The 20026-nt window shown below is 62.4% G+C and carries 19 protein-coding genes; 10 read left to right on the top strand and 9 right to left on the bottom strand.

All coding sequences use genetic code 11. From position 1 onward, the window contains the following. Positions 1 to 12: 12 nt before the first annotated feature. From FHX14_RS30690 to glpK, 3 genes are all read right to left on the bottom strand, one after another. Entirely contained in the window at positions 13 to 1272 is a 1260-nt protein-coding gene (locus tag FHX14_RS30690; protein ID WP_184380806.1) for an RNA polymerase sigma factor, read from the bottom strand. Continuing rightward, complete coding sequence (locus tag FHX14_RS30685; RefSeq protein WP_184380804.1) at positions 1269 to 1643, bottom strand: YciI family protein; 375 nt, start codon at positions 1641 to 1643, stop codon at positions 1269 to 1271. Before FHX14_RS30685 ends, FHX14_RS30690 begins: the two co-directional genes overlap by 4 nt. A 131-nt stretch (positions 1644 to 1774) precedes the next feature. After that, positions 1775 to 3268, bottom strand: coding sequence for a glycerol kinase GlpK (glpK, locus tag FHX14_RS30680; RefSeq protein ID WP_184380802.1), 1494 nt, complete (start codon positions 3266 to 3268; stop codon positions 1775 to 1777). Between the two features lie 154 nt (positions 3269 to 3422). On the opposite strand from glpK, the gene FHX14_RS30675 reads away from it, so the two are divergent. The 4 genes from FHX14_RS30675 to xdhC all read left to right on the top strand — a co-directional run bounded on the left by FHX14_RS30675 (position 3423) and on the right by xdhC (position 9358). Beyond that, positions 3423 to 4199, top strand: coding sequence for a 3-hydroxybutyrate dehydrogenase (locus FHX14_RS30675; protein WP_183695655.1), 777 nt, complete (start codon positions 3423 to 3425; stop codon positions 4197 to 4199). A 28-nt stretch (positions 4200 to 4227) separates the two neighbouring features. Further along, complete coding sequence (gene xdhA, locus FHX14_RS30670; RefSeq protein WP_184380800.1) at positions 4228 to 5694, top strand: xanthine dehydrogenase small subunit; 1467 nt, start codon at positions 4228 to 4230, stop codon at positions 5692 to 5694. Between the two features lie 253 nt (positions 5695 to 5947). Then, positions 5948 to 8287: a xanthine dehydrogenase molybdopterin binding subunit gene (gene xdhB / locus FHX14_RS30665; RefSeq protein ID WP_184380797.1), complete on the top strand. Its 2340-nt coding sequence runs from the start codon at positions 5948 to 5950 to the stop codon at positions 8285 to 8287. Between the two features lie 255 nt (positions 8288 to 8542). Then, entirely contained in the window at positions 8543 to 9358 is an 816-nt protein-coding gene (xdhC, locus tag FHX14_RS30660; RefSeq protein WP_184380795.1) for a xanthine dehydrogenase accessory protein XdhC, read from the top strand. On the opposite strand, the gene FHX14_RS30655 is transcribed toward xdhC, so the two are convergent. Next, the gene (locus FHX14_RS30655; protein WP_184380793.1) at positions 9334 to 9537 is read right to left on the bottom strand and encodes a hypothetical protein; all 204 of its coding nucleotides are present in this window, start codon (positions 9535 to 9537) and stop codon (positions 9334 to 9336) included. The genes xdhC and FHX14_RS30655 overlap by 25 nt on opposite strands. A gap of 101 nt (positions 9538 to 9638) precedes the next feature. Between FHX14_RS30655 and gcvA the strand changes: the two genes are divergently transcribed. Further along, complete coding sequence (gene gcvA, locus FHX14_RS30650; protein ID WP_184380791.1) at positions 9639 to 10535, top strand: transcriptional regulator GcvA; 897 nt, start codon at positions 9639 to 9641, stop codon at positions 10533 to 10535. A 148-nt stretch (positions 10536 to 10683) separates the two neighbouring features. On the opposite strand, the gene FHX14_RS30645 is transcribed toward gcvA, so the two are convergent. Further along, positions 10684 to 11016 carry a hypothetical protein gene (locus FHX14_RS30645; protein WP_003565666.1) on the bottom strand — a complete coding sequence of 111 codons (333 nt, stop codon included), beginning with the start codon at positions 11014 to 11016 and terminating at the stop codon, positions 10684 to 10686. A 162-nt stretch (positions 11017 to 11178) separates the two neighbouring features. After that, positions 11179 to 11865, bottom strand: a complete 687-nt coding sequence (locus FHX14_RS30640) for a Type 1 glutamine amidotransferase-like domain-containing protein (protein WP_184380789.1) — start codon at positions 11863 to 11865, stop codon at positions 11179 to 11181. Between the two features lie 115 nt (positions 11866 to 11980). Between FHX14_RS30640 and puuD the strand changes: the two genes are divergently transcribed. The 5 genes from puuD (at position 11981) to FHX14_RS30615 (ending at position 16391) form a co-directional block, all read left to right on the top strand. Next, on the top strand, positions 11981 to 13219 hold the full coding sequence (gene puuD, locus FHX14_RS30635; protein ID WP_184380787.1) for a urate hydroxylase PuuD: 1239 nt from the start codon (positions 11981 to 11983) through the stop codon (positions 13217 to 13219). Continuing rightward, on the top strand, positions 13216 to 14523 hold the full coding sequence (gene guaD, locus FHX14_RS30630) for a guanine deaminase (RefSeq protein WP_184380785.1): 1308 nt from the start codon (positions 13216 to 13218) through the stop codon (positions 14521 to 14523). Before puuD ends, guaD begins: the two co-directional genes overlap by 4 nt. Positions 14524 to 14575: 52 nt before the next feature. Then, a complete protein-coding gene (locus FHX14_RS30625) occupies positions 14576 to 14836 on the top strand; it encodes a type II toxin-antitoxin system ParD family antitoxin (protein WP_183695682.1) in 261 nt (86 codons plus the stop codon). A 3-nt stretch (positions 14837 to 14839) separates the two neighbouring features. Continuing rightward, complete coding sequence (locus FHX14_RS30620) at positions 14840 to 15139, top strand: type II toxin-antitoxin system RelE/ParE family toxin (RefSeq protein WP_184380835.1); 300 nt, start codon at positions 14840 to 14842, stop codon at positions 15137 to 15139. A 109-nt stretch (positions 15140 to 15248) separates the two neighbouring features. Further along, positions 15249 to 16391 carry an alpha-hydroxy acid oxidase gene (locus FHX14_RS30615; protein ID WP_184380782.1) on the top strand — a complete coding sequence of 381 codons (1143 nt, stop codon included), beginning with the start codon at positions 15249 to 15251 and terminating at the stop codon, positions 16389 to 16391. A 16-nt stretch (positions 16392 to 16407) separates the two neighbouring features. On the opposite strand, the gene FHX14_RS30610 is transcribed toward FHX14_RS30615, so the two are convergent. From FHX14_RS30610 to FHX14_RS30600, 3 genes are read right to left on the bottom strand one after another with little or no spacing between them, the layout of a single operon-like run. After that, positions 16408 to 16848, bottom strand: a complete 441-nt coding sequence (locus FHX14_RS30610; protein WP_184380780.1) for a hypothetical protein — start codon at positions 16846 to 16848, stop codon at positions 16408 to 16410. After that, a complete protein-coding gene (locus FHX14_RS30605) occupies positions 16845 to 18173 on the bottom strand; it encodes a phosphatase PAP2/dual specificity phosphatase family protein (protein WP_184380833.1) in 1329 nt (442 codons plus the stop codon). Before FHX14_RS30605 ends, FHX14_RS30610 begins: the two co-directional genes overlap by 4 nt. Positions 18174 to 18184: 11 nt before the next feature. Next, a complete protein-coding gene (locus tag FHX14_RS30600) occupies positions 18185 to 19969 on the bottom strand; it encodes a bifunctional alpha/beta hydrolase/class I SAM-dependent methyltransferase (RefSeq protein ID WP_184380778.1) in 1785 nt (594 codons plus the stop codon). Positions 19970 to 20026 lie beyond the last annotated feature (57 nt).

The raw sequence follows: 20026 nt of genomic DNA, 5'->3' as shown, positions 1-20026 counted from the left end.
ATTTTTTCTTGATTATTTCGCGATCGGTTGGGCCGCCTCTGCCTGCATCTTGTCGATCTGCCGGCGGATATGGGCTGCTTCCGCCGCTGAATGGGCAAGCGCGATCGCGCGGTCGAAGGCTTCGCGCGCCTGGCGGGTCAAGCCAAGCTGCTTCAGCAGCCCGCCCCGCAGGCCGTGATAGTAGAAATAGCCGCCGAGCTTCTCACCGAGCGGATCGATCAGATCGAGCGCCTCCTGCGGCCCGTGCAGCTTGGAAACCACGACCGCGCGATTAAGCGTCACGACGGGCGAAGGCTGAACCCGCTCCAGCGCGCGATAGAGCAGATCGATTTCCACCCAGTCGGTGTCTTCGGCGCGCTTCGCCCGGGAATGGATGGCGGCAATGGCCGCCTGAAGCTGATACGGCCCGGGCCGGCGGTGTCGCAGCGCCTTGTCGAGCAGCGCCAGGGCCTCGTTGATGAAAGGCTGGTTCCACAGCGAGCGGTCCTGATCTTCGAGCAGCACGATCTCATCTTCGGCGCTGAAGCGCGCCGGCCGGCGCGAGATCTGCAGAAGCATCAGCGCCAGCAGCCCCATCAACTCCGGTTCGGACGGAAAGAGGTGCAGCATCAGCCGCGCCAGCCGGATCGCCTCGTCGCTGAAAGCGGCCGCCTCATGCCTGGGATCGGCCTGGCTGTAGCCCTCGTTGAAGACGAGATAGATCATCGTGCTGACGCTCGTAAGACGCTCGGCCCTTTCCTCGGGGCTCGGCGTCTCGAATGGCACGCCGGCCTTGGCGACGCGCGCCTTGGCCCGGGTGATGCGTTGCTCCATGGCGCTTTCGGACACCAGGAAGGCACTGGCAATCTGCGTAACCGAAAGGCCGGAAACGATGCGCAGCGCCAGCGCGATCTGCTGGGTCGCCGGCAGATCGGGGTGGCAGCAGATGAAGAGAAGCCGCAGGATGTCGTCGCGATAGTGGGAATCGTCCAGCCGCTCGGCAATATCGCTTTCGGCGTCCTCGGTATCGGAAATGATGTCCTCATCCGGCAGGGCCTGAAGCTTTGACCGCTTGCGCACCGCGTCGATCCCGCTGTTTCGGCCGACAAAGATGAGCCAGGCGGTGGGATCGCGCGGCGGCCCTTTTTCCGGCCATGTCCGGATCGCCCTCAGGCATGCCTCCTGAAACGCCTCTTCCGCGGTATCGAGATTGCGGAAATAGCGCAGCAGCGCGCCGAGCGCCTTCGGGCGTGCCGAGGCAAGTGCGAGGTCGATCCAGGCAAGGTCTGTCATGATGAAGCTTCTCCCGGCCTGAAGACGTAGAACGGCCGAATTTCGTAAGAGGTGGAACCCGGATTGACCGACGAAAGCTGTTTCGAAAAGTCGACCGCCTCGTCGAGCGTTTCGAAGTCGACCACGTAGAAGCCGAGAAGCGCCTCTTTCGTTTCCGCAAAAGGCCCGTCGATGACCAAAGGCTCGTCCTTGCCCTTGCGCACGGTGGTCGCAGCCGTCGTCGGCATCAGCCGGCCGACGGGGCCGAGCTTGCCGGATTGGGCAAGCGGCTCCTGCACGGCGTAAAGCTTCTCCATGACGGCAGACTCTTCCTCCTTGGTCCAGGCGAAGACAGTTTCCTCATGGGCGTAACAAAGGATTGCATAAAGCATCGCTCACTCCTCTTTCCGAATGACGAAGGAGTAGCCGCTTAACCGACAGGCCGCATCAAAAAATTCTGGATGGGATTCGTGATCTTGCGGAGCGCGGCAACTGAAGACGCCCAGAGCCTATAGCGCGTTCCTCACCCCTCGCTCAGCGTCCGCCTGACCGCGCTCTTCCAGCCCTTGAGCTTGGCGCCGCGCACCTTCTCGTCCATGTCGGGCTCGAACCGCCGGTCCCGCTTCCATGTCGCCGAAAAACCGTCCCTGTCAGGCCATACCCCTGCCCGGCTGCCGGCGAGCCAGGCAGCGCCCAGCGCCGTCGTCTCCAGGATCATCGGCCGGTCGACCGGGGCGTCGAGCAGGTCGGCCAGGCGCTGCATCGTCCAGTCCGACGCGACCATGCCACCGTCGACGCGCAGCACCGTGTCATCGCCGCCGTTCTTCCAGTCCTTCTGCATGGCGTCGAGCAAATCGCGGGTCTGGTAGCAGACGGCTTCGAGCGCCGCCCGGGACAGTTCCGCCGGGCCGCTATTGCGTGTCAGCCCGAAGATCGCGCCGCGCGCCTTGGCATCCCAATGCGGCGCGCCGAGGCCGGTGAAGGCGGGCACGAGATAGACCTCCTGGGTCGGATCGGCCCTCTCGGCCAGCGCATTGGTTTCGGCGGCGGTGCCGATGACGCCGAGCCCGTCGCGCAGCCATTGCACGGCGGCACCGGCGATGAAGATCGACCCCTCGAGCGCATAGGTCGTCTCGCCGTTCAGGCGATAGGCGATAGTGGTCAGCAGCCGGTTTTTCGAGCGCACCATGTCGGCGCCGGTATTGAGCAGCGCGAAACAGCCGGTGCCGTAGGTCGATTTCAGCATGCCCGGCTGGAAACACGCCTGGCCGATGGTCGCCGCCTGCTGGTCGCCGGCGACCCCGAGGATCGGGATCGCAGCGCCGAAAATCTCTGGATCGACCGTGCCGAAATCGGCGGCGCAATCCTTCACCTCAGGCAGCATGGCGGCGGGCACGCGCAGAATATCGAGCAGATCCTCATCCCAGGCGTTTTCACCAATATTGTACATCAGCGTGCGCGAGGCATTGGTGGCGTCGGTGACGAAGCTCTTGCCGCCCGTCAGCCGCCAGATCAGGAAGGTGTCGATCGTGCCGAAGCAGAGATCGCCCCTCGCGGCGCGCGCCCTGGCGCCCTTCACGTTGGCGAGCATCCAGGAAAGCTTCGTGCCGGAAAAATAGGGATCGAGGAGCAGGCCGGTCTTCTTGGTGAACAGCCGCTCGAGATCCTGCCGTTTCAGATTATCGCAATAGCTTGCGGTGCGCCGGTCCTGCCAGACGATGGCATTCTGGATCGGCCGGCCCGTCTCCCGCTCCCAGACGACGACCGTCTCGCGCTGGTTGGTGATCCCCAGTGCTGCAATATCCTTGGCCGTAACGCCGGCATCGCTCAGCGCCATGTGGACAGTGAAGACGACCGAATCCCAGATTTCCTCGGGATCGTGCTCGACCCAGCCGGAGCGAGGATAGATCTGGGTGAATTCCTTCTGGCCCTTGCCGGCGACGTGCATGTCGCCATCGAAGACGATCGCCCGCGTCGACGTCGTTCCTTGATCGATCGCCAGAACATATCCACCCATGAAATCCTCCTCAAGCATATGATTATCGTGACAAATCAATAGGACACGGATGCGAGTGAGAAAAGCGAATAAAGCGGAATTGCCAGCCTGCCGGCTTTGGGCATAACCTCCCCAGCAACGTTGCAACGCAGCATCGGCCTGTCAGGAGAAAAATATGAGCAGATCAGTCGTCGTCACCGGCTCCACCAGCGGCATCGGCCTTGCGATCGCCACGGCCTTTGCCGAAACCGGCGACAACGTCGTCATCAACGGCTTCGGAAATGCCGATGAAATCAAGGCGATCGTCGAGCGGCTTGAATCAGTGTCGAAAGGCCGGGCGATCTATCATCCGGCCGACATGACGAAGCCCGCCGAGATCGCCGACCTGATCGAAACGGCCGCAAAGAGTTTCGGCACCGTCGATGTCCTGGTCAACAATGCCGGCATTCAGCATGTCGAGAAGATCGAGGATTTCCCGATCGAAAAATGGGACCAGATCATCGCCATCAATCTGTCGAGTTCCTTTCACACCATGCGCGCCGCCATCCCGCTGATGAAAGCGAAGAAGCATGGCCGCATCATCAACATCGCCTCGGCGCATGGGCTCGTCGCCTCCCCCTTCAAATCCGCCTATGTCGCGGCAAAACATGGTATATTAGGCCTCACGAAGACGGCGGCGCTGGAGCTTGCCGAATTCGGCGTGACGGTGAACGCCATCTGCCCGGGCTATGTGCTGACGCCGCTCGTCGAGAAGCAGATCCCCGATACCGCCAGGGCCCGCGGCATGACCGAGGAACAGGTAAAGAGCGAGGTCATCCTCAAGGCGCAGCCGACCCGTGAATTCGTCAAGGCCGAGGAGATCGGCGCACTGTCGCTTTACCTCGCCAGCGACGCCGCCCGGCAGGTGACCGGAACGCACATCTCGATTGACGGTGGCTGGACGGCGGCTTAACCATTTGGAAAAAACAACCGGGAATATCATGAACGACAGCATCCGCTTCATCCTGAACGGCGAGAATATCGCGCTCACCGATGTTGGGCCGACCGAGACGCTTCTCGATTTTCTGCGGCTAAGGCGGCGGCTGACCGGCACCAAGGAGGGATGCGCGGAAGGCGATTGCGGCGCCTGCACCGTGCTCGTCGGGCGGCTCGCCGACGGCAAGCTCGCCTATGAATCCGTCAATGCCTGCATTCGCTTCATGGGCTCGCTGCACGCCACCCATGTGGTGACGGTCGAACATCTTGCCGGCCGGGACGGCGCGCTGCATCCGGTGCAGCAGGCGCTGGTCGATTGCCATGGATCGCAATGCGGCTTCTGCACCCCGGGCTTCGTCATGTCGCTCTACGGCCTGTGGCTGACGAAGGAAAAACCCGGCCGCCGCGAGATCGAAAAAGCGCTGCAAGGCAATCTCTGTCGCTGCACGGGCTACGAGCCGATCGTCAAGGCCGCCGAGCAGGTGAGCCTGACGCGGCCGAGCGCGCTCTTCGACCCGCTGGAGCGCACGCGCTCCGAAATCATCGCGCGGCTCTGGGCCATGCAGGCGAGCGGCACCATCCGGATTGCCAACGGTGAAGACCGGCTGATCGTGCCGGCTTCGCTGCAGGCACTGGCGGAAGTCCTCGCTGAGGAGCCCGACGCGACCGTCATCGCCGGCTCCACCGATGTCGGTCTCTGGGTGACGAAGCAGATGCGCCGGCTGAGCCCGGTCGTTTTCATCAATCATTTGAGCGAACTGCAGTCAGTCGTAGAAGCCGAGGACGGCGTCAGCATCGGCGCCGGCGTCAGCTACAGCAGGGCCTTCGAAGCGATCGCCAGAAAAATCCCGGCACTCGGGCGGCTGATCGACCGCATTGGCGGCGAGCAGGTGCGCAACATGGGCACGATCGGCGGCAATATCGCCAACGGCTCGCCGATCGGCGACAGCCCCCCACCATTGATCGCGCTGGGCGCGACACTGACGCTGCGCTCACTGGAAGGTCAGCGCAAAATGCCGCTCGAGGATTTCTTCATCGCCTATGGCAAACAGGATCGCAGGCCCGGCGAATTCGTCGAAAGCGTCTTCGTGCCCTATCCCAAGCCAACCAGCCGCTTTGCCGCCTACAAGATCACCAAGCGCCGCGACGAGGACATCACCGCCGTGCTCGGCGCCTTCCTGCTGACGTTCGATGAAGCCGAAGTGGTCACCGACATCCGCATCGCCTTCGGCGGCATGGCCGCGACGCCGAAACGCGCCCGGACGGTCGAGGCCGAACTGATCGGCAAACCATGGACGGAGGCAACGATCGAAGCCGCCCGCCCCGCCTTCGACGCCGACTACCAGCCGCTGACCGACTGGCGCGCCACGGCGGAATACCGCCAGCTGACGGCGAAAAACCTGCTGACGCGGTTCTACCTGGAAACGGTGGGCGCGCCGGCGGAGCTGAAGCGGTTTGAGGAGGTGGCGTGATGGACACACTGATCAGCACACCTGGAATGCAAGCTTTGATGGGAACAGCCGCGGTCTCCTCCTCTCCCTCATTCCTGTGCTCGTCACAGGAATCCAGTGCGCCCAAGTCCTTGGGCGCGGAAGACCCTTTTAACGGCCGCAGAGCGTCATTCACCGCGCCGACGCGCGGTGGCTGGATTCCTGTGACAAGCACAGGAATGAGGGAGTGCGGAGTAGCCGCATTCCCTAACTCCCTTCGCGGAGGGCTCAGCTAATGGACAAGTCCACCTTCGAAAACCCCAAGGTCGTCATCTCCGGCGCCGTGCACGGTTCGCTCCGCCATGACTCAGCGCATAAACATGTCACCGGAAGCGCCGATTATATCGACGATATTCCCGAACCTGCCGGCCTGCTGCACGGCGCGCTCGGCCTCTCCGACCGGGCGCATGCCGAGATCATCAGCATCGATCTTTCCGAGGTCGCCGCCTATCCCGGCGTCGTCTGGGTCTTCACCGGCAAGGATGTGCCCGGCGTCAACGACACCAGTTCCAACGGCAGCCATGATGAGCCGCTGCTCGCCGAAACTTTGGTTCAGTTCCACGGTCAGCCGATCTTTGCCGTCATCGCCGAAACGCGCGACGCGGCGCGGCGCGGGGCGCGGCTGGCGAAGATCGATTATCGCGACCTGCCGCACTGGCACGATATCGACGGCGCGCTCGCCAATGGAGGCCCGCTGGTCATCACCCCGATGACGCTGCAGCGCGGCGAGCCGGAAACGGAAATGCCGAATGCCGCCATGCGTCTGAAGGGCCAGATGCGCATCGGCGGGCAGGAGCATTTCTATCTCGAAGGCCATATCGCCATGGCGATCCCCGGCGAGGACGACGAGGTCACCGTCTGGTCCTCGACGCAGCATCCGAGCGAGATCCAGCACATTGTCGGCCACGTGCTCGATATCCCCTCCAACGCCGTCACCGTCAACGTGCGCCGCATGGGCGGCGGCTTCGGCGGCAAGGAAACGCAAGGCAACCAGTTCGCAGCCCTTGCGGCGATCGCCGCCAAGAAGCTCGGCCGCGCCATTAAATTCCGCCCGGACCGCGACGAGGATATGAGCGCCACCGGCAAGCGCCATGATTTCCTGGTCGACTACGAGGTGGGCTTCGATGCCGAAGGCCGCATCCACGCGCTCGATGCGACTTACGCGGCGCGCTGCGGCTTCTCCTCGGATCTCTCCGGACCGGTGACCGACCGCGCGCTTTTCCATGCCGATTCCAGCTATTTCTATCCGCATGTGCATCTGCAGTCGAAACCGCTGAAGACGCACACCGTCTCCAACACCGCCTTCCGCGGCTTCGGTGGGCCGCAGGGCATGCTCGGCGCCGAACGTGTCATCGAGGAGATCGCCTATGCCCTCGGCAAGGACCCGCTCGATATCCGAAAGCTGAATTTCTACGGCCAGCCGGGCTCCGGGCGCACGCTGACGCCCTATCATCAGGAGGTCGAGGACAATATCATCGCCCGTATCGTCGAGGAGCTGGAGGAAACCGCCGAATACCGGGCGCGCCGCAACGCCATCATCGGCTTCAACCGCGACAGCCGTTATGTCAGAAAAGGCATCGCCCTGACGCCGGTGAAATTCGGCATCTCCTTCACCATGACAGCCTTCAACCAGGCCGGAGCCCTCGTCCACATCTATCAGGACGGCTCGATCCATCTGAACCATGGCGGCACCGAAATGGGCCAGGGCCTTTATACCAAGGTGGCGCAGGTGCTGGCCGACAGTTTTCAGGTCGATATCTCTAGGGTGAAGATCACCGCGACGACGACGGCCAAGGTGCCGAACACCTCGGCCACCGCCGCCTCCTCCGGCTCGGATCTGAACGGCATGGCAGCCTATGACGCCGCCCGCCAGATCAAGGAACGGCTAATAGCCTTTGCCGCCAAAAAATGGGATGTGGCGCCCTCCGAGGTCGTCTTCCTGCCGAACCGCGTGCGGGTCGGCGAGAGCGAGATCTCCTTCCCCGATTTCATCAAGCAGGCTTATTTCGCCCGCGTCCAGCTGTCCGCCGCCGGCTTCTACAAGACGCCGAAGATCCACTGGGACCGCAAGGCCGGCCGCGGCACGCCCTTCTATTATTTCGCCTATGGCGCCGGCTGCACAGAGGTTTCGATCGATACGCTGACCGGTGAATATCTGGTCGACCGCACCGACATCCTCCACGATGTCGGCCGCTCGCTCAACCCGGCAATCGACCTCGGCCAGGTCGAGGGCGCCTTCGTCCAAGGCATGGGCTGGCTGACGACGGAAGAGCTCTGGTGGGATGACAAGGGGCGGCTGCGCACCCACGCACCATCCACCTACAAAATCCCGCTCGCCTCCGACCGCCCGAAGATCTTCAACGTGCGCCTCGCCGAATGGTCGGAAAACACGGAAGCCACCATCGGCCGCTCCAAGGCCGTCGGCGAGCCACCCTTCATGCTGGCGATCTCGGTGCTGGAAGCACTGTCGATGGCGGTGGCCAGCGTGGCGGATTACAAAGTCTGCCCCAGGCTCGACGCCCCGGCCACGCCGGAACGGGTGCTGATGGCGGTGGAGCGGATGAAGCGGGTGTAGGATGGGTCCGGCTGGTTTGTTGCATGAGCAGGACTGGCGGAGTCAATGTTACCCCCCTCTGTCCTGCCGGACATCTCCCCCACAAGGGGGGAGATCGGTAAAAGGCTGGATGATCGCTCCCCATCTGCGTTGGAGTAGCAGCGCTTTAGTTGTTTGGCGAAGCCGTCAACCCCATCCAATCTCCCCCCTTGTGGGGGAGATGTCCGGCGGGACAGAGGGGGGTATCCCACGCACGCGCCCATCGGCCATCTCCCCATGACCGACCTCCAAACCTTCCTCACCACCCACCCCGACAGCATCCTCATCGACATCACCGGCACGCAAGGCTCCACCCCGCGTGAAGCCGGCGCCTTCATGCTGGTCTCGCAAACCGCGCTGTGGGGCACGATCGGCGGCGGGCAGTTCGAGTTCATGGCCATCCGGAATGCCCGGGAGATGCTGGCGGAAACGGGGGGCACGCCCACCATGGATATTCCGCTCGGCCCCGAGATCGGCCAGTGCTGCGGTGGGCGCACGCAGCTGCGGTTTCGCCGCCTGACAGAGGCGGTGAGAGACGAAGTCGAAGCCACGCTTGCCGGCGAGATTGAGCGTCTGCCCGAGGTGCTTCTCTTCGGCGCCGGCCATGTCGGGCGGGCGTTGGCGGCGGCACTGGCGCCGCTGCCGCTGTCGGTGACGGTCGTCGAAACCAGGCAGGAGGAACTGACCAATCTGCCGGCGGAGATGAAGACCCGGCTCGTGCCGATGCCGGAAGCTCTCGTGAAGGATATTGCTCCCGGCGGCGCAGTCGTCATCCTGACCCACGACCACGCGCTGGACTTTCTCATCGCCCGCGAGGCGCTGGCAAGGAACGACCTTGCCTATACCGGCATGATCGGCTCGGCGACCAAACGCGCCACCTTCGCAAGCTGGCTTTCCCGCGAAGGCGGCGGAGAGCACGGCTGGATGGAGCGGCTGACGCTGCCGATCGGCGGCTCGGCGGTCAGGGACAAGCGCCCCGAAGTGATCGCCGCCTTGAGCGCCGCCGAAATCCTGACGGCGCTTTCAGCCTACCGCATGCGCTCGTCTTCGTAGTAAGGGTCCCGCCCGTCGAGGAAACCGAGATCGCGCTTGACGCGGTCAGGCATGACGGAAAGGTCAAGCCGGGGCAGACGGCAGAAACGGTTGGCGCTGCCCGCCAGCCAGCCGGCAAGACGCCGGAAAGCACCGATGCTCTGTTGCGGCCGGTTCCCTTCGATCGTGGAGCAATCCATGACATCACCTCGATAGATTGATGGTATGAGTTGCAGTTTGCCGCCGAAAATGCTGCAATTCCAATCGAACGACCGTCTGCCTGCATCAAGAGAACTTATCCATGAAACTGTCGAAACAATTCCCGCTGAATGCGCTGCGCGTCTTCGAAGCCGCGGCCCGGCTCGGAAGTTTCACCAAGGCGGGTGATGAACTCGGCATGACGCAGACGGCCGTCAGCTACCAGATCAAGCTGCTGGAGGAGAATGTCGGCGAGCCGCTCTTCCTGCGCCGTCCCCGTCAGATCGCCTTGACCGAGACCGGCGAGCGGCTGGCGCCGAAGGTGACTGAAGCCTTCGCCATGCTGCACGACGCGATGGCGACGGCGCGTGACAGCGTCGAGGGCACGCTCGCCATCAGTTCGACCCATACGTTCGCCTCGAAATGGCTGGCGCCGCGCCTCGGTTCCTTCCACTTGAAGCATCCGGCGATTGCGGTGCGCTTTCAGGCGAGTTCCGACATCATCGATTTTACCCGTGAACAGATCGATGTCGGTATCCGCTGGGGCGACGGCAACTGGCCGGGTCTGACCCTGCACCGGTTGATGGGGCTGGAGTTTACCCCGATGCTCAGCCCGAAGCTGGCGGAATCAGCCGGCGGCATCAAGGAGCCGCGCGATCTTCTGAAGTTCGATCTCTTCGACGCCGGCGACATCTGGTGGAAACAATGGTTCGAGGCAGCCGGCGTTACCGACACCGATCTCGATCGCCGCCCGCGCAACCAGCTCGGCTCCCAGGCGGTCGAAGCCGATGCGGCGATAGCCGGCCATGGCGTTGCCATCCTCCATCCGGCCTTCTACGCGGCCGAGATCGCCCTCGGCCGGCTGTATCAACCTTTCGAATTGACCCGCAGCGACGGCAAGGCCTATTGGCTCGTCTATCCTGAAAACCGTCGCAACGTGCCGAAGATCAAAGCTTTCCGCAACTGGATCCTCGACGAGATGAAGGCAGCCGGGAATTAATGCATGTCGCCCGGAAGTGTGCAGCGGTTTCCCAGGCAAAGCGCGAAGCGCTTTTGCCGCAACGACATGCATCAAAACAAAAAGCTAAAGCGCGTCGCATGAATCAAGTTTGCTGCGACGCGCTTTAGAGCCAGGCATCGCCGTGGCCTCAGTATCCCATCTCCGGCGCATAGAAGCAGCGCGGCGTGTCCTCGTTCGGGAATAGACAGAGATGATAGTCATTGTCGCCGGATTGCATCGCCTTCGTCATCGGCAGCAGGAAGACGTGGGCATGCGTGACCAGCCGGTGGTCGCCCGGCAGCAGCGTGACACGATATCCGCCCGGCGTCACCGCCACGCTCTTCGAAGGGATCATCTGGCAGTCGCCATTATGACTGTCGCCGTTGCAACAATAGGGGTCATAACTCCACCCCGACGGTGCGTCGTGAGCCGTCGCCAGCGACGCATACGCAATCATCACACACGTCAGAATGCTGCGCATGGGCATCTTCTCCGTTGATGAATGCGCCGCCGATGATCTAACTTTTCTTAATTATTCCGGCGGCCTTAAACATAACTGCAATCGAGTCGTCATCGTTCAAGATCCACTATATTAGCAGATCGAGTATAAGGCGGAGATAATGCACAGCATTCTCGGCAGCTTTTAGGCACGGGACAGCAGATCGGCGATGCGGCCGCGATCCGCTGCTTCGACAAAACCGCCGGCAATCATCAGCGGAGCGCCGAAGATTTCGACGAGCCCATTGCCGAGGATGAGACCCTCACCGTCCCGGCACGCGAGAATGGGATTTGCCGTGGTCTTGCTGTAGCGCAGCAGCGCGGGGAGATAGCCGGGATCGTCGTTCAGATGCGGAAAGAACTCGAAGGGCATGAGATCGAGAGCCGCGCCATCCCGTACCGCATCCGGCGAACCGCCCTCAAAGAGCGCGTCGGCGGCGATCGTCGGCGTCATCAAAATCGCCCCGGCGCTGGTGCCGACGACTATGCCGTCATCAAGCGCCCATGCGCGCAGTTTTTCCAGCATGCCGCTTTGGCGCAGCCGTCTCAGAAAATCGCCGGTGTGGCCGCCTGTGAGATGAATGGCGCTGCAGGAAAACAGCCGGCCGATCTCCTCGTCGCCGGCAAGCGCGTCGAGATCGACGAATAGATCGAGAGAAAGCCCGTATTGCGCATAGTACTGCCGTTTCTCGTCGAAGAACGCCCGCTGCGGCTCCGGAGCCGAGGCGATATAGCCGATGCGGTTGCCGCGCGACAGAATGAGCGCGGCAAGCCGCCGGTCCATCGGCGCGTTTTCGGCGATGAGCTGATCGCTGTAGAGCGCGGTGATCATTCCATTGCTCCTTTGGCCGCACCGGCCGCTTTGCGGGCGCCATCTTTCAATCTCCTCTTCCCTCCCCGTCAAAATTTCCGCAATGTCACGAGTCGGAGGATGATAGGGGAACTCGATGTATGAATATGCCATAGCATGGGAATGGTTCGCTTTCGCGGCGCGCTGGTTCCATGTCGTCACCGCGATCGCCTGGATCGGATCGTCCTTCTATTTCATCGCGCTCGATCTCGGACTGGTGAAACGCCCGCATCTGCCGCCCGGCGCCTATGGCGAGGAATGGCAGGTCCATGGCGGCGGCTTCTATCATATCCAGAAATATCTGGTGGCGCCCGCGCAAATGCCGGAGCACCTGACCTGGTTCAAATATGAGAGCTATTTCACCTGGATTTCCGGGTTCCTGATGCTCTGCATCGTCTATTACGGCGGCGCCGACCTCTTCCTCATCGATCGGCACGTGCTCGATATCAGCCCGCCGGTGGCGATCCTCATCTCCTTGGCGTCATTGGCCTTCGGCTGGATCGTCTACGATCTGCTGTGCAAATCCCCGCTCGGCCGGAACACCTGGGGGTTGATGGCCGTGCTCTATGTCGTGCTCGTCTTCATGGCCTGGGGTTATACGCAGCTTTTCACCGGCCGCGCCGCCTTCCTGCATCTCGGGGCCTTCACCGCGACGATCATGTCGGCCAACGTCTTCATGATCATCATCCCGAACCAGAAGATCGTCGTTGCCGATCTCATCGCCGGCCGCACGCCCGATCCGAAATACGGGCAGATCGCCAAGCAGCGTTCGCTGCACAATAACTACCTGACGCTGCCCGTCATCTTCTTCATGCTGTCGAACCATTATCCGCTGGCTTTCGGCACGGCGTTCAACTGGGTGATCGCGGCACTCGTCTTCCTGATGGGCGTCACCATCCGTCACTGGTTCAACACCACGCATGCCAGGAAAGGCCGGCCGACCTGGACCTGGATCGTCACCCTCGTCCTCTTCATCCTGATCATGTGGCTTTCGACGGTGCCGAAACTGCTGACCGGGGAAACGGATGCGGCAGCCGTCGCGCCCGCCTTCCAGCAATTTGCCGGCGATCCGCATTTCCCCGCCGTCAAACAGCTGATCTCGACCCGCTGTTCCATGTGCCATGCGGCTGAACCGGCCTATGAGGGCATCGTGCGGCCGCCGAAGGGCGTGATGCTCGAAAACGACGCGGAAATCGCCGCCCATGCCCGCGAGATCTATATACAGGCGGGCCGCAGCCATGCCATGCCGCCCGGCAACATCACCGATATCACGCCGGACGAACGCAAGCTGCTCGTCGCCTGGTTTGAAAGCGCAGTCGAAGGCAAGAAACAATGACGACGACACTCCTGCGCGGCCGCCTGCTTTCTTTTCATCGCGCGCCGCTGAGTCTGACCGACAGCCAGAGTTATCTCTACGAGGAGGATGGCGGCCTGCTGATCGAGGACGGGCTGATCGCAGCAGTCGGCTCCTATGCCGACGTCAAGGCGAAAGCCGCCGAAGGCACTGCCGAGATCGACCATCGCCCGCATCTGATCATGCCTGGCTTCATCGACATGCATTTGCATTTTCCGCAGATGCAGGTGATCGCCTCCTATGCCGCCAATCTGCTCGAATGGCTGAACACCTATACCTTTCCAGAGGAATGCCGTTTCGTCGAAAGCGCGCATGCTGAAAGGATCGCCACGCATTTCTACGACGAACTGATCCGCCACGGCACGACGACAGCGGTCGCCTATTGCTCCGTGCACAAGACCTCGGCCGACGCCTTCTTCGCCGAGGCGATGAAGCGCAACATGCGCATGGTCGGCGGCAAGGTGATGATGGACCGCAACGCCCCGCAGGGCCTGCTCGACACGCCGGAGATGGGCTATGACGAGACCCGCCAGGTGATAGCGGATTGGCACGGCAAGGGCCGCAACCACGTCGCCATCACCCCGCGCTTCGCCATCACCTCGACGCCGGCGCAGATGGAAGCGACATCGGCGCTTGCCCGCGAATTTCCCGACCTGCATATCCAGACGCATCTTTCGGAAAACCACGACGAAATCAAATTCACCTGCGAACTCTATCCCGAGGCGACCGACTATACCGACATCTACGCCCGTTACGGCCTGCTGGGGCCGAAAAGCCTGTTCGGCCACGCCATTCACCTGTCCGAGCGCGAAGCCGATGTGATGAGCGAGACGGGCGCCGTCGCCGTCCATTGCCCGACCTCGAACCTCTTCCTCGGCTCCGGCCTGTTTCCGCTGAAGGCGCTGGCGCGGCGCGAAAAGCCCGTCCGCATCGGCGTCGCCACAGATATCGGCGGCGGCTCCAGCTATTCGATGCTGAGGACGATGGACGAGGCCTACAAGATCCAGCAATTGCTCGGCGAACGGCTGAACCCGCTGGAAAGTTATTACCTGATGACGCGCGGCAACGCCGAGGCCTTGTCGCTGGCCGACCGGATCGGCACACTGGAACCCGGCACCGAGGCCGATCTCGTCGTCCTCGACGCGGCGGCAACCCCGGCCATGGCGCTGAAGATGGAAGCGGTGAAGACGCTGCCCGAAGAACTCTTCCTGCTGCAGACGATGGGCGACGACAGGGCAATCGCCGAAACCTATGTGGCGGGTGTCGCCTTGAAAAAGAACCTTTAGCGAACTTGCAAAAATCCGCCGATCTTCCCATAGTTCTCCAAGGAGATAGTCTATGGATCTGACCGTTTCGTTGCCCGATGAACTGGCGAGCTACATCAAGAAAAAGATTGATTCCGGCGGTTACAGCTCTTCGAGCGACGTCGTGAGCGAAGCTCTGCGGCTGCTTGAAGAGCGCGATAGCGCAAAAGCCCGCGAGGTCGAACGTCTGCGCAATGCATGGCACGATGGAATGCAAAGCGGAGATTTCGGCCCTCTGGACATGGATACCGTGAAGGCCGAAGGGCGCCGGCGGTTTGCCGCATCCAGAACCTGATTGATGGCCGCAGTTTCTTATTCGAGCCGAGCCCGCTCGGACATGCTGGACATTTGGCTGTGGATCGCCGGCAGCAGCGGCCAGACGATGGCGGATACCATCATCGACCGCATCGAACAGCGCATTTCCTCTTTGGGACGACACCCGCAAATGGGTCCGAAGCGACCGGAAATCGCGTGGGATGCCCGGGTGCTGGCGGTCGAAAGATGGCTCGTGCTTTACTCCTGCGAAAGCGATGATGTTCGTATCATACGTATCATCGACGGAGCGAGCGATCTCCGCGATATCGCCTGGGAGGAATGATCAACCGTCCGCCATTAGCGCCCGGCATGGATCTTCGAATTTCCCGTAACGCTCCCCGCGAATTCCATGTTACGCCGGATAGCCGCATTCAGATGTGAAGGTTCAATTCATGGCCACTCCGCTCACCATCGCCGATCTGAAGAAGCTCGCGCAGCGCCGTGTGCCGAAGATGTTTTTCGACTATGCGGATTCGGGCGCTTGGACGGAGTCGACCTACGCGGCAAACGAGAGTGATTTCAGCGGCATCAAGCTGCGCCAGCGGGTGATGGTCGACATGACCAACCGCACGCTGGAAACGACCATGATCGGCCAGAATGTGTCGATGCCGGTGGCCCTGGCGCCGACCGGCCTGACCGGCATGCAGCACGCCGATGGCGAGATGCTGGCGGCGCGCGCCGCCGAGGAGTTCGGCGTTCCCTTCACACTGTCGACGATGAGCATCTGCTCGATCGAGGATGTCGCTTCGGTGACGACGCGTCCCTTCTGGTTCCAGCTCTACGTGATGAGGGACAAGGATTTCGTCCTTGGGCTGATCAACCGCGCCAAGGCCGCCAAATGCTCGGCGCTGGTGCTGACGGCCGATCTGCAGATCCTCGGCCAGCGCCACAAGGACCTGCGCAACGGCCTGTCGGCACCGCCGAGGTTCACCCCGAAGCACATCTGGCAGATGGCGACCCGGCCCTTCTGGTGCCTGGATATGCTGAAGACCAAGCGCCGCACCTTCGGCAACATCATCGGCCACGCGAAAAATGTCACCAATATCACCTCGCTCGCCGCATGGACGCACGAGCAGTTCGACCCCCGGCTCTCCTGGGCCGATGTCGCCTGGATCAAGGAGCAATGGGGCGGCCCGCTGATCATCAAGGGCGTGCTCGATCCGGAGGACGCGAAAGCAGCCGCCGACACCGGCGCCGATGCGATCGTCGTCTCCAATCACGGCGGCCGCCAGCTTGACGGCGCCCCTTCCTCGATCAGCATGCTGCCTGCGATCGTCGACGCCGTCGGCGACCGCATCGAAGTCCATCTCGACGGCGGCATCCGCTCCGGACAGGACGTCTTGAAGGCCGTGGCCCTCGGCGCCAAAGGCACCTATATCGGCCGCCCCTTCCTTTATGGCCTCGGCGCCATGGGCAAGGAGGGTGTGACGCTGGCGCTCGGCATCATCCGCAAGGAGATGGACATTACCATGGCGCTCTGCGGCAAGCGCGATATCAACGACGTGAACTCGTCGATCATCGCTGGACGGCAGTGACCCCTTGAGAAGCCGCTCAGCAGAGCGGCTGCCCATCGGTCGCATTGAGCTGAAGGATCGCGAAAATCACGAGATAGATGGCGAGCGCAAAACGCTGCTGCCAGACGATGCGGCGCGATCCGGCAATCCGCTTCTCGAGGCCACGCGGCGTCCCGTCAGGCTTGCGAAGCTGCATCCGGGACAAGAGGTCGTCAATGGCGGCAAGGCCGGCGGCCTCTGTCTCGTGGCTCGACGCGAGGCGAAATAACAGCGCATCGAAGAGGAGGTGGATCGCTAGCGCAAGGACAATCCCGCAGAAAACGAGCATCAAGAGCCAGCCGAGCGTTGGAGCGAAACCTCGATATCCCGCGGTGATCGGGCCGACAACCAGTGGCAACAACGCTGTCAGCCCGCAGAAGATCGCATTGCGGCCGAGATTTCGCGCGGCCGCCGAGGCCGTGCTATTCCACTGCGTCATTGCAAGCCCTCCGCCACGGCATGGAGACTTTCCACGGGCAGATAAATACGCCACCCCGCCCGTTCGATCAGCCGCAGCGCTTCGGCTGGATTGTCGCAACGTCGGCTGATGAGCAGCCAGCGCACGATGACGCCGGCGCTCCGCTGGAAGCCCAACGCACAGCAGACGAGGACCGGTCCCCGCTGGCGCGCAACCTCGATAAGGTTCGCCGCAGCTCGGGTCTGGATCTTGTCGAGACCGGTCAGATCAAGGGTTGGAAAGCTGGACCAGCCCGCGAGCGTCCCGCTCGGCCGCTGAAGTTCGCCGGTAATGTCGATCACCGTGGCAAAACGGTTGGCCTCGTGGCGACGCGGAAAACGACCAAGATGGACACCATCGGCGATCGCCACGGATGCCGGCATTTTTCGGGTCCAGAGCCAAACGTTGATGACAGCGCCGAGCCGGTAGGGCGCCAGTAGCCAGCGGCTGGCAAACGCGGCCCGGCCATCGCTGCGTTTCAGGAATATCTGCGGACCGGCGCCGAAATATCCGACTGCGACGATCGCCAGCGCAACGGCCGGCCACAGCAACAGAAGCGCTGCGGCCGATAGAGGCGTGCAGAGCACTGCAAGGCCGAGGAATGCGAGGGCACCGCACAGATAGTAGACGCCAAGACGGCGCGACTTCGGATCGCCGCTCAAAGCAAAATTCGCAAGAGGCGAACCGGCATCGCGCGGGAAAAGCCAGGCGGCAAACAGACCGAGCAGTATGCCGGTCGGTATGTCCATGACCTGATGCTGCCACGTCGTCATCACGGAGGCGCCGATCAGGAAGCACCAGAAGTGCCAGAGAAGCCGCCCCTTCCGCGGCAGCCGGCCGCGCAGATGGTCCCAGATCACCACCAGCAGCGCGATATGCAGCGACGGCGCCTGGTTGAACGGCTTATCGAAGCCACCGAGGACGGCGAACATGAAACCCGGCAGGCCGCTCGTGGCCGGCCGCACGAAGGTTGCTTCGAGCGGAAACGCGACAAAGCAGGCAACGGCTATTAGCTGGATCGTCAGATAACGCCTCGCGAGCCTATCCACATCGCGCGGCGTCGTGTTGATGAACAGGCAGAGTGCGTAGAACAGATTGATCGACCAATAGGGAATGATCGTCCACGCCAGGAATGGAATGGCGCTTTCCCATGCGAAGGCGATGTTCGGCACATGAGCGCGTTGCGACGCCACCCAATTGGCGCCGCCATAGGTCAGATAGAAGAATGGCGCCAGGAAGACGAGCCAGAGCGCTGCCCGCCTCAGGACCGGCGCTGCCTCAGAAAGAGTTGAACGTGCCTGCCCCAACGGCTTTGCCCTCACACTCTCTCCGCCAGCGAGACGGTGAAAATGCCCCACTGGTCGATGCGCTGTTCGATCTTGCGGAAACCGGCTGCCGCGATCAGCTGGTCCATTTCTTCTTGCGTCCGCCGCCGCATCACCCACGCCTGGCCGCCGCGGTGGGAGGTCAGAGCACGGGCGATCATCTCCAGTTGCGGATGCCATGGCTGGTTGGTGTAGATAAGCAGCCCGCCGGGCTGCATCGCGCGGGCAATCCCATCGAGCGAAGCGGCGATCATCGCATTGTCGGAAAACAATTCATACAGGCCGGAGACGATTGCGAGATCCGGAGCCGGCGTGATTGAAGCCAGCCCCTCGCCGTCAAAGGCATCCTGCTGGCGGAAGCTCACGAAATCACCCAGTCCCCGCGCGGCGATGCTGTTGCGGCCGGCATCGACGTTTATGGGGGAATAATCCTGCAACCGCGCACTGTCGGGACGCACGGCGGCCGCCTCGATCGCATCAAGGACATAACGGCCGTGCCCGGCGGCTATATCGAGCATATGGGTACTGCGGCCGGCTGCTTTCAGGCGCTGCAGCGCGCGGTCGATCAGCTCCTGCAAGTGCAGCTTGCGCTGCCTGATGCCGCGCCAGCCGATCGCCTCGAGGAACACCCTGTCGATCAACCGTCCGCCGGGACCGAGCCCCCGCGGCTTGTTCTCGTAAACGTAATCGAGCGTCGAGCCGGAATCAAAACCGGTCTTGACCCCGGTCTTTATGCCTTCGGACACCAGTGCCCCGAGCCTGATGTTGAGGCGGCTGAGTGCCCAGTAGATACCGCGTGGGGATGCGGCGTCCAGTGGGCTCCCGAGCCGGTCCGCCTCATCCTTTGTATAGCCCTGGATATGGGCGGTGCGAAGGTCGGCAGGCGCGCGGGGCTCGGCGAAACGCGCATCGATAAAACGGCGGATCTCGGCCAAGGCAATCGCGCGGTCCTTTTCGCCAAGTGTGTCATGGTAGAAGCCGGCAAGCACATGCCGCTCCTTGATCCGGCTGCCGAGGTTTTCGTAAAATCGGTGCTGCGGCGCGTGTCGCACCACCCAGTCGCTGCCGGAGATCAGCAGTTGGGTCGGAACGGTGATGGCGCGGGCGTCGCCGACGACGCGGGCTGCCGCCTCATAGAGCTGCAACAGGATGTTGGAGGCAATCGGCCGGGTGATCAAAGGGTCGGATTCGTACGAGGCGATGCGCTCGGGATCATGTGTCAGAAACCTCGCCTTGACATAGGAATTGACGAAGAATGTCCCCTTGAGCCTTTCCCAGAGCGCAATGCCCTCTTTGGCAAAAGGCACGTAGAGCTTGACGCTGAAGGCCGGCGAGGCCAGCACAAGCGCACGGATCGGCGGCGCATAATCGTGCACCCAGGTGGTGGCGAGAACCGCGCCGACGCTCTGCGCAATGACAGCAATGTCGTCGACGGCAGTACCGCTTGTCTCGCTGACATGGCGGACGAAGCAATCGAGATCATGAGCCGAGGCGGCAAAGGATGGCGAATAGCCGCGCTCCCCCGGTGAACGCCCGTGGCCGCGCGCGTCCCAGGCGTAGAAGGCAAAATCATCGAGGCCGAGCTCGGTGGCGAGATGGGCGACGCGGCCGCTATGCTCGTGGCCGCGATGGAGAAGGATAATTACGCCCTTCGGTGCAGCACCCGTCGCAGGCCACATCCGATAAAAGAGCCGTGTGCCATCATGCGAGACAAATTCGGATTCATGCATTGGTCTGGCCGTCGATGACGTTAGCCCACTATCGGCAGTTTGCAGCACGGTCTTCTCCAATTCTGATCGATGGATGAGTTGCAACCATTAGCGGAACAGTGATTT

It is taken from the genome of Rhizobium sp. BK619, from assembly GCF_014195245.1.
GTDB classification, from domain to species: domain Bacteria; phylum Pseudomonadota; class Alphaproteobacteria; order Rhizobiales; family Rhizobiaceae; genus Rhizobium; species Rhizobium acidisoli.
Note: the sequence above shows the minus strand (reverse complement) of the source record. Positions and strands in the feature narration are given on the sequence as shown.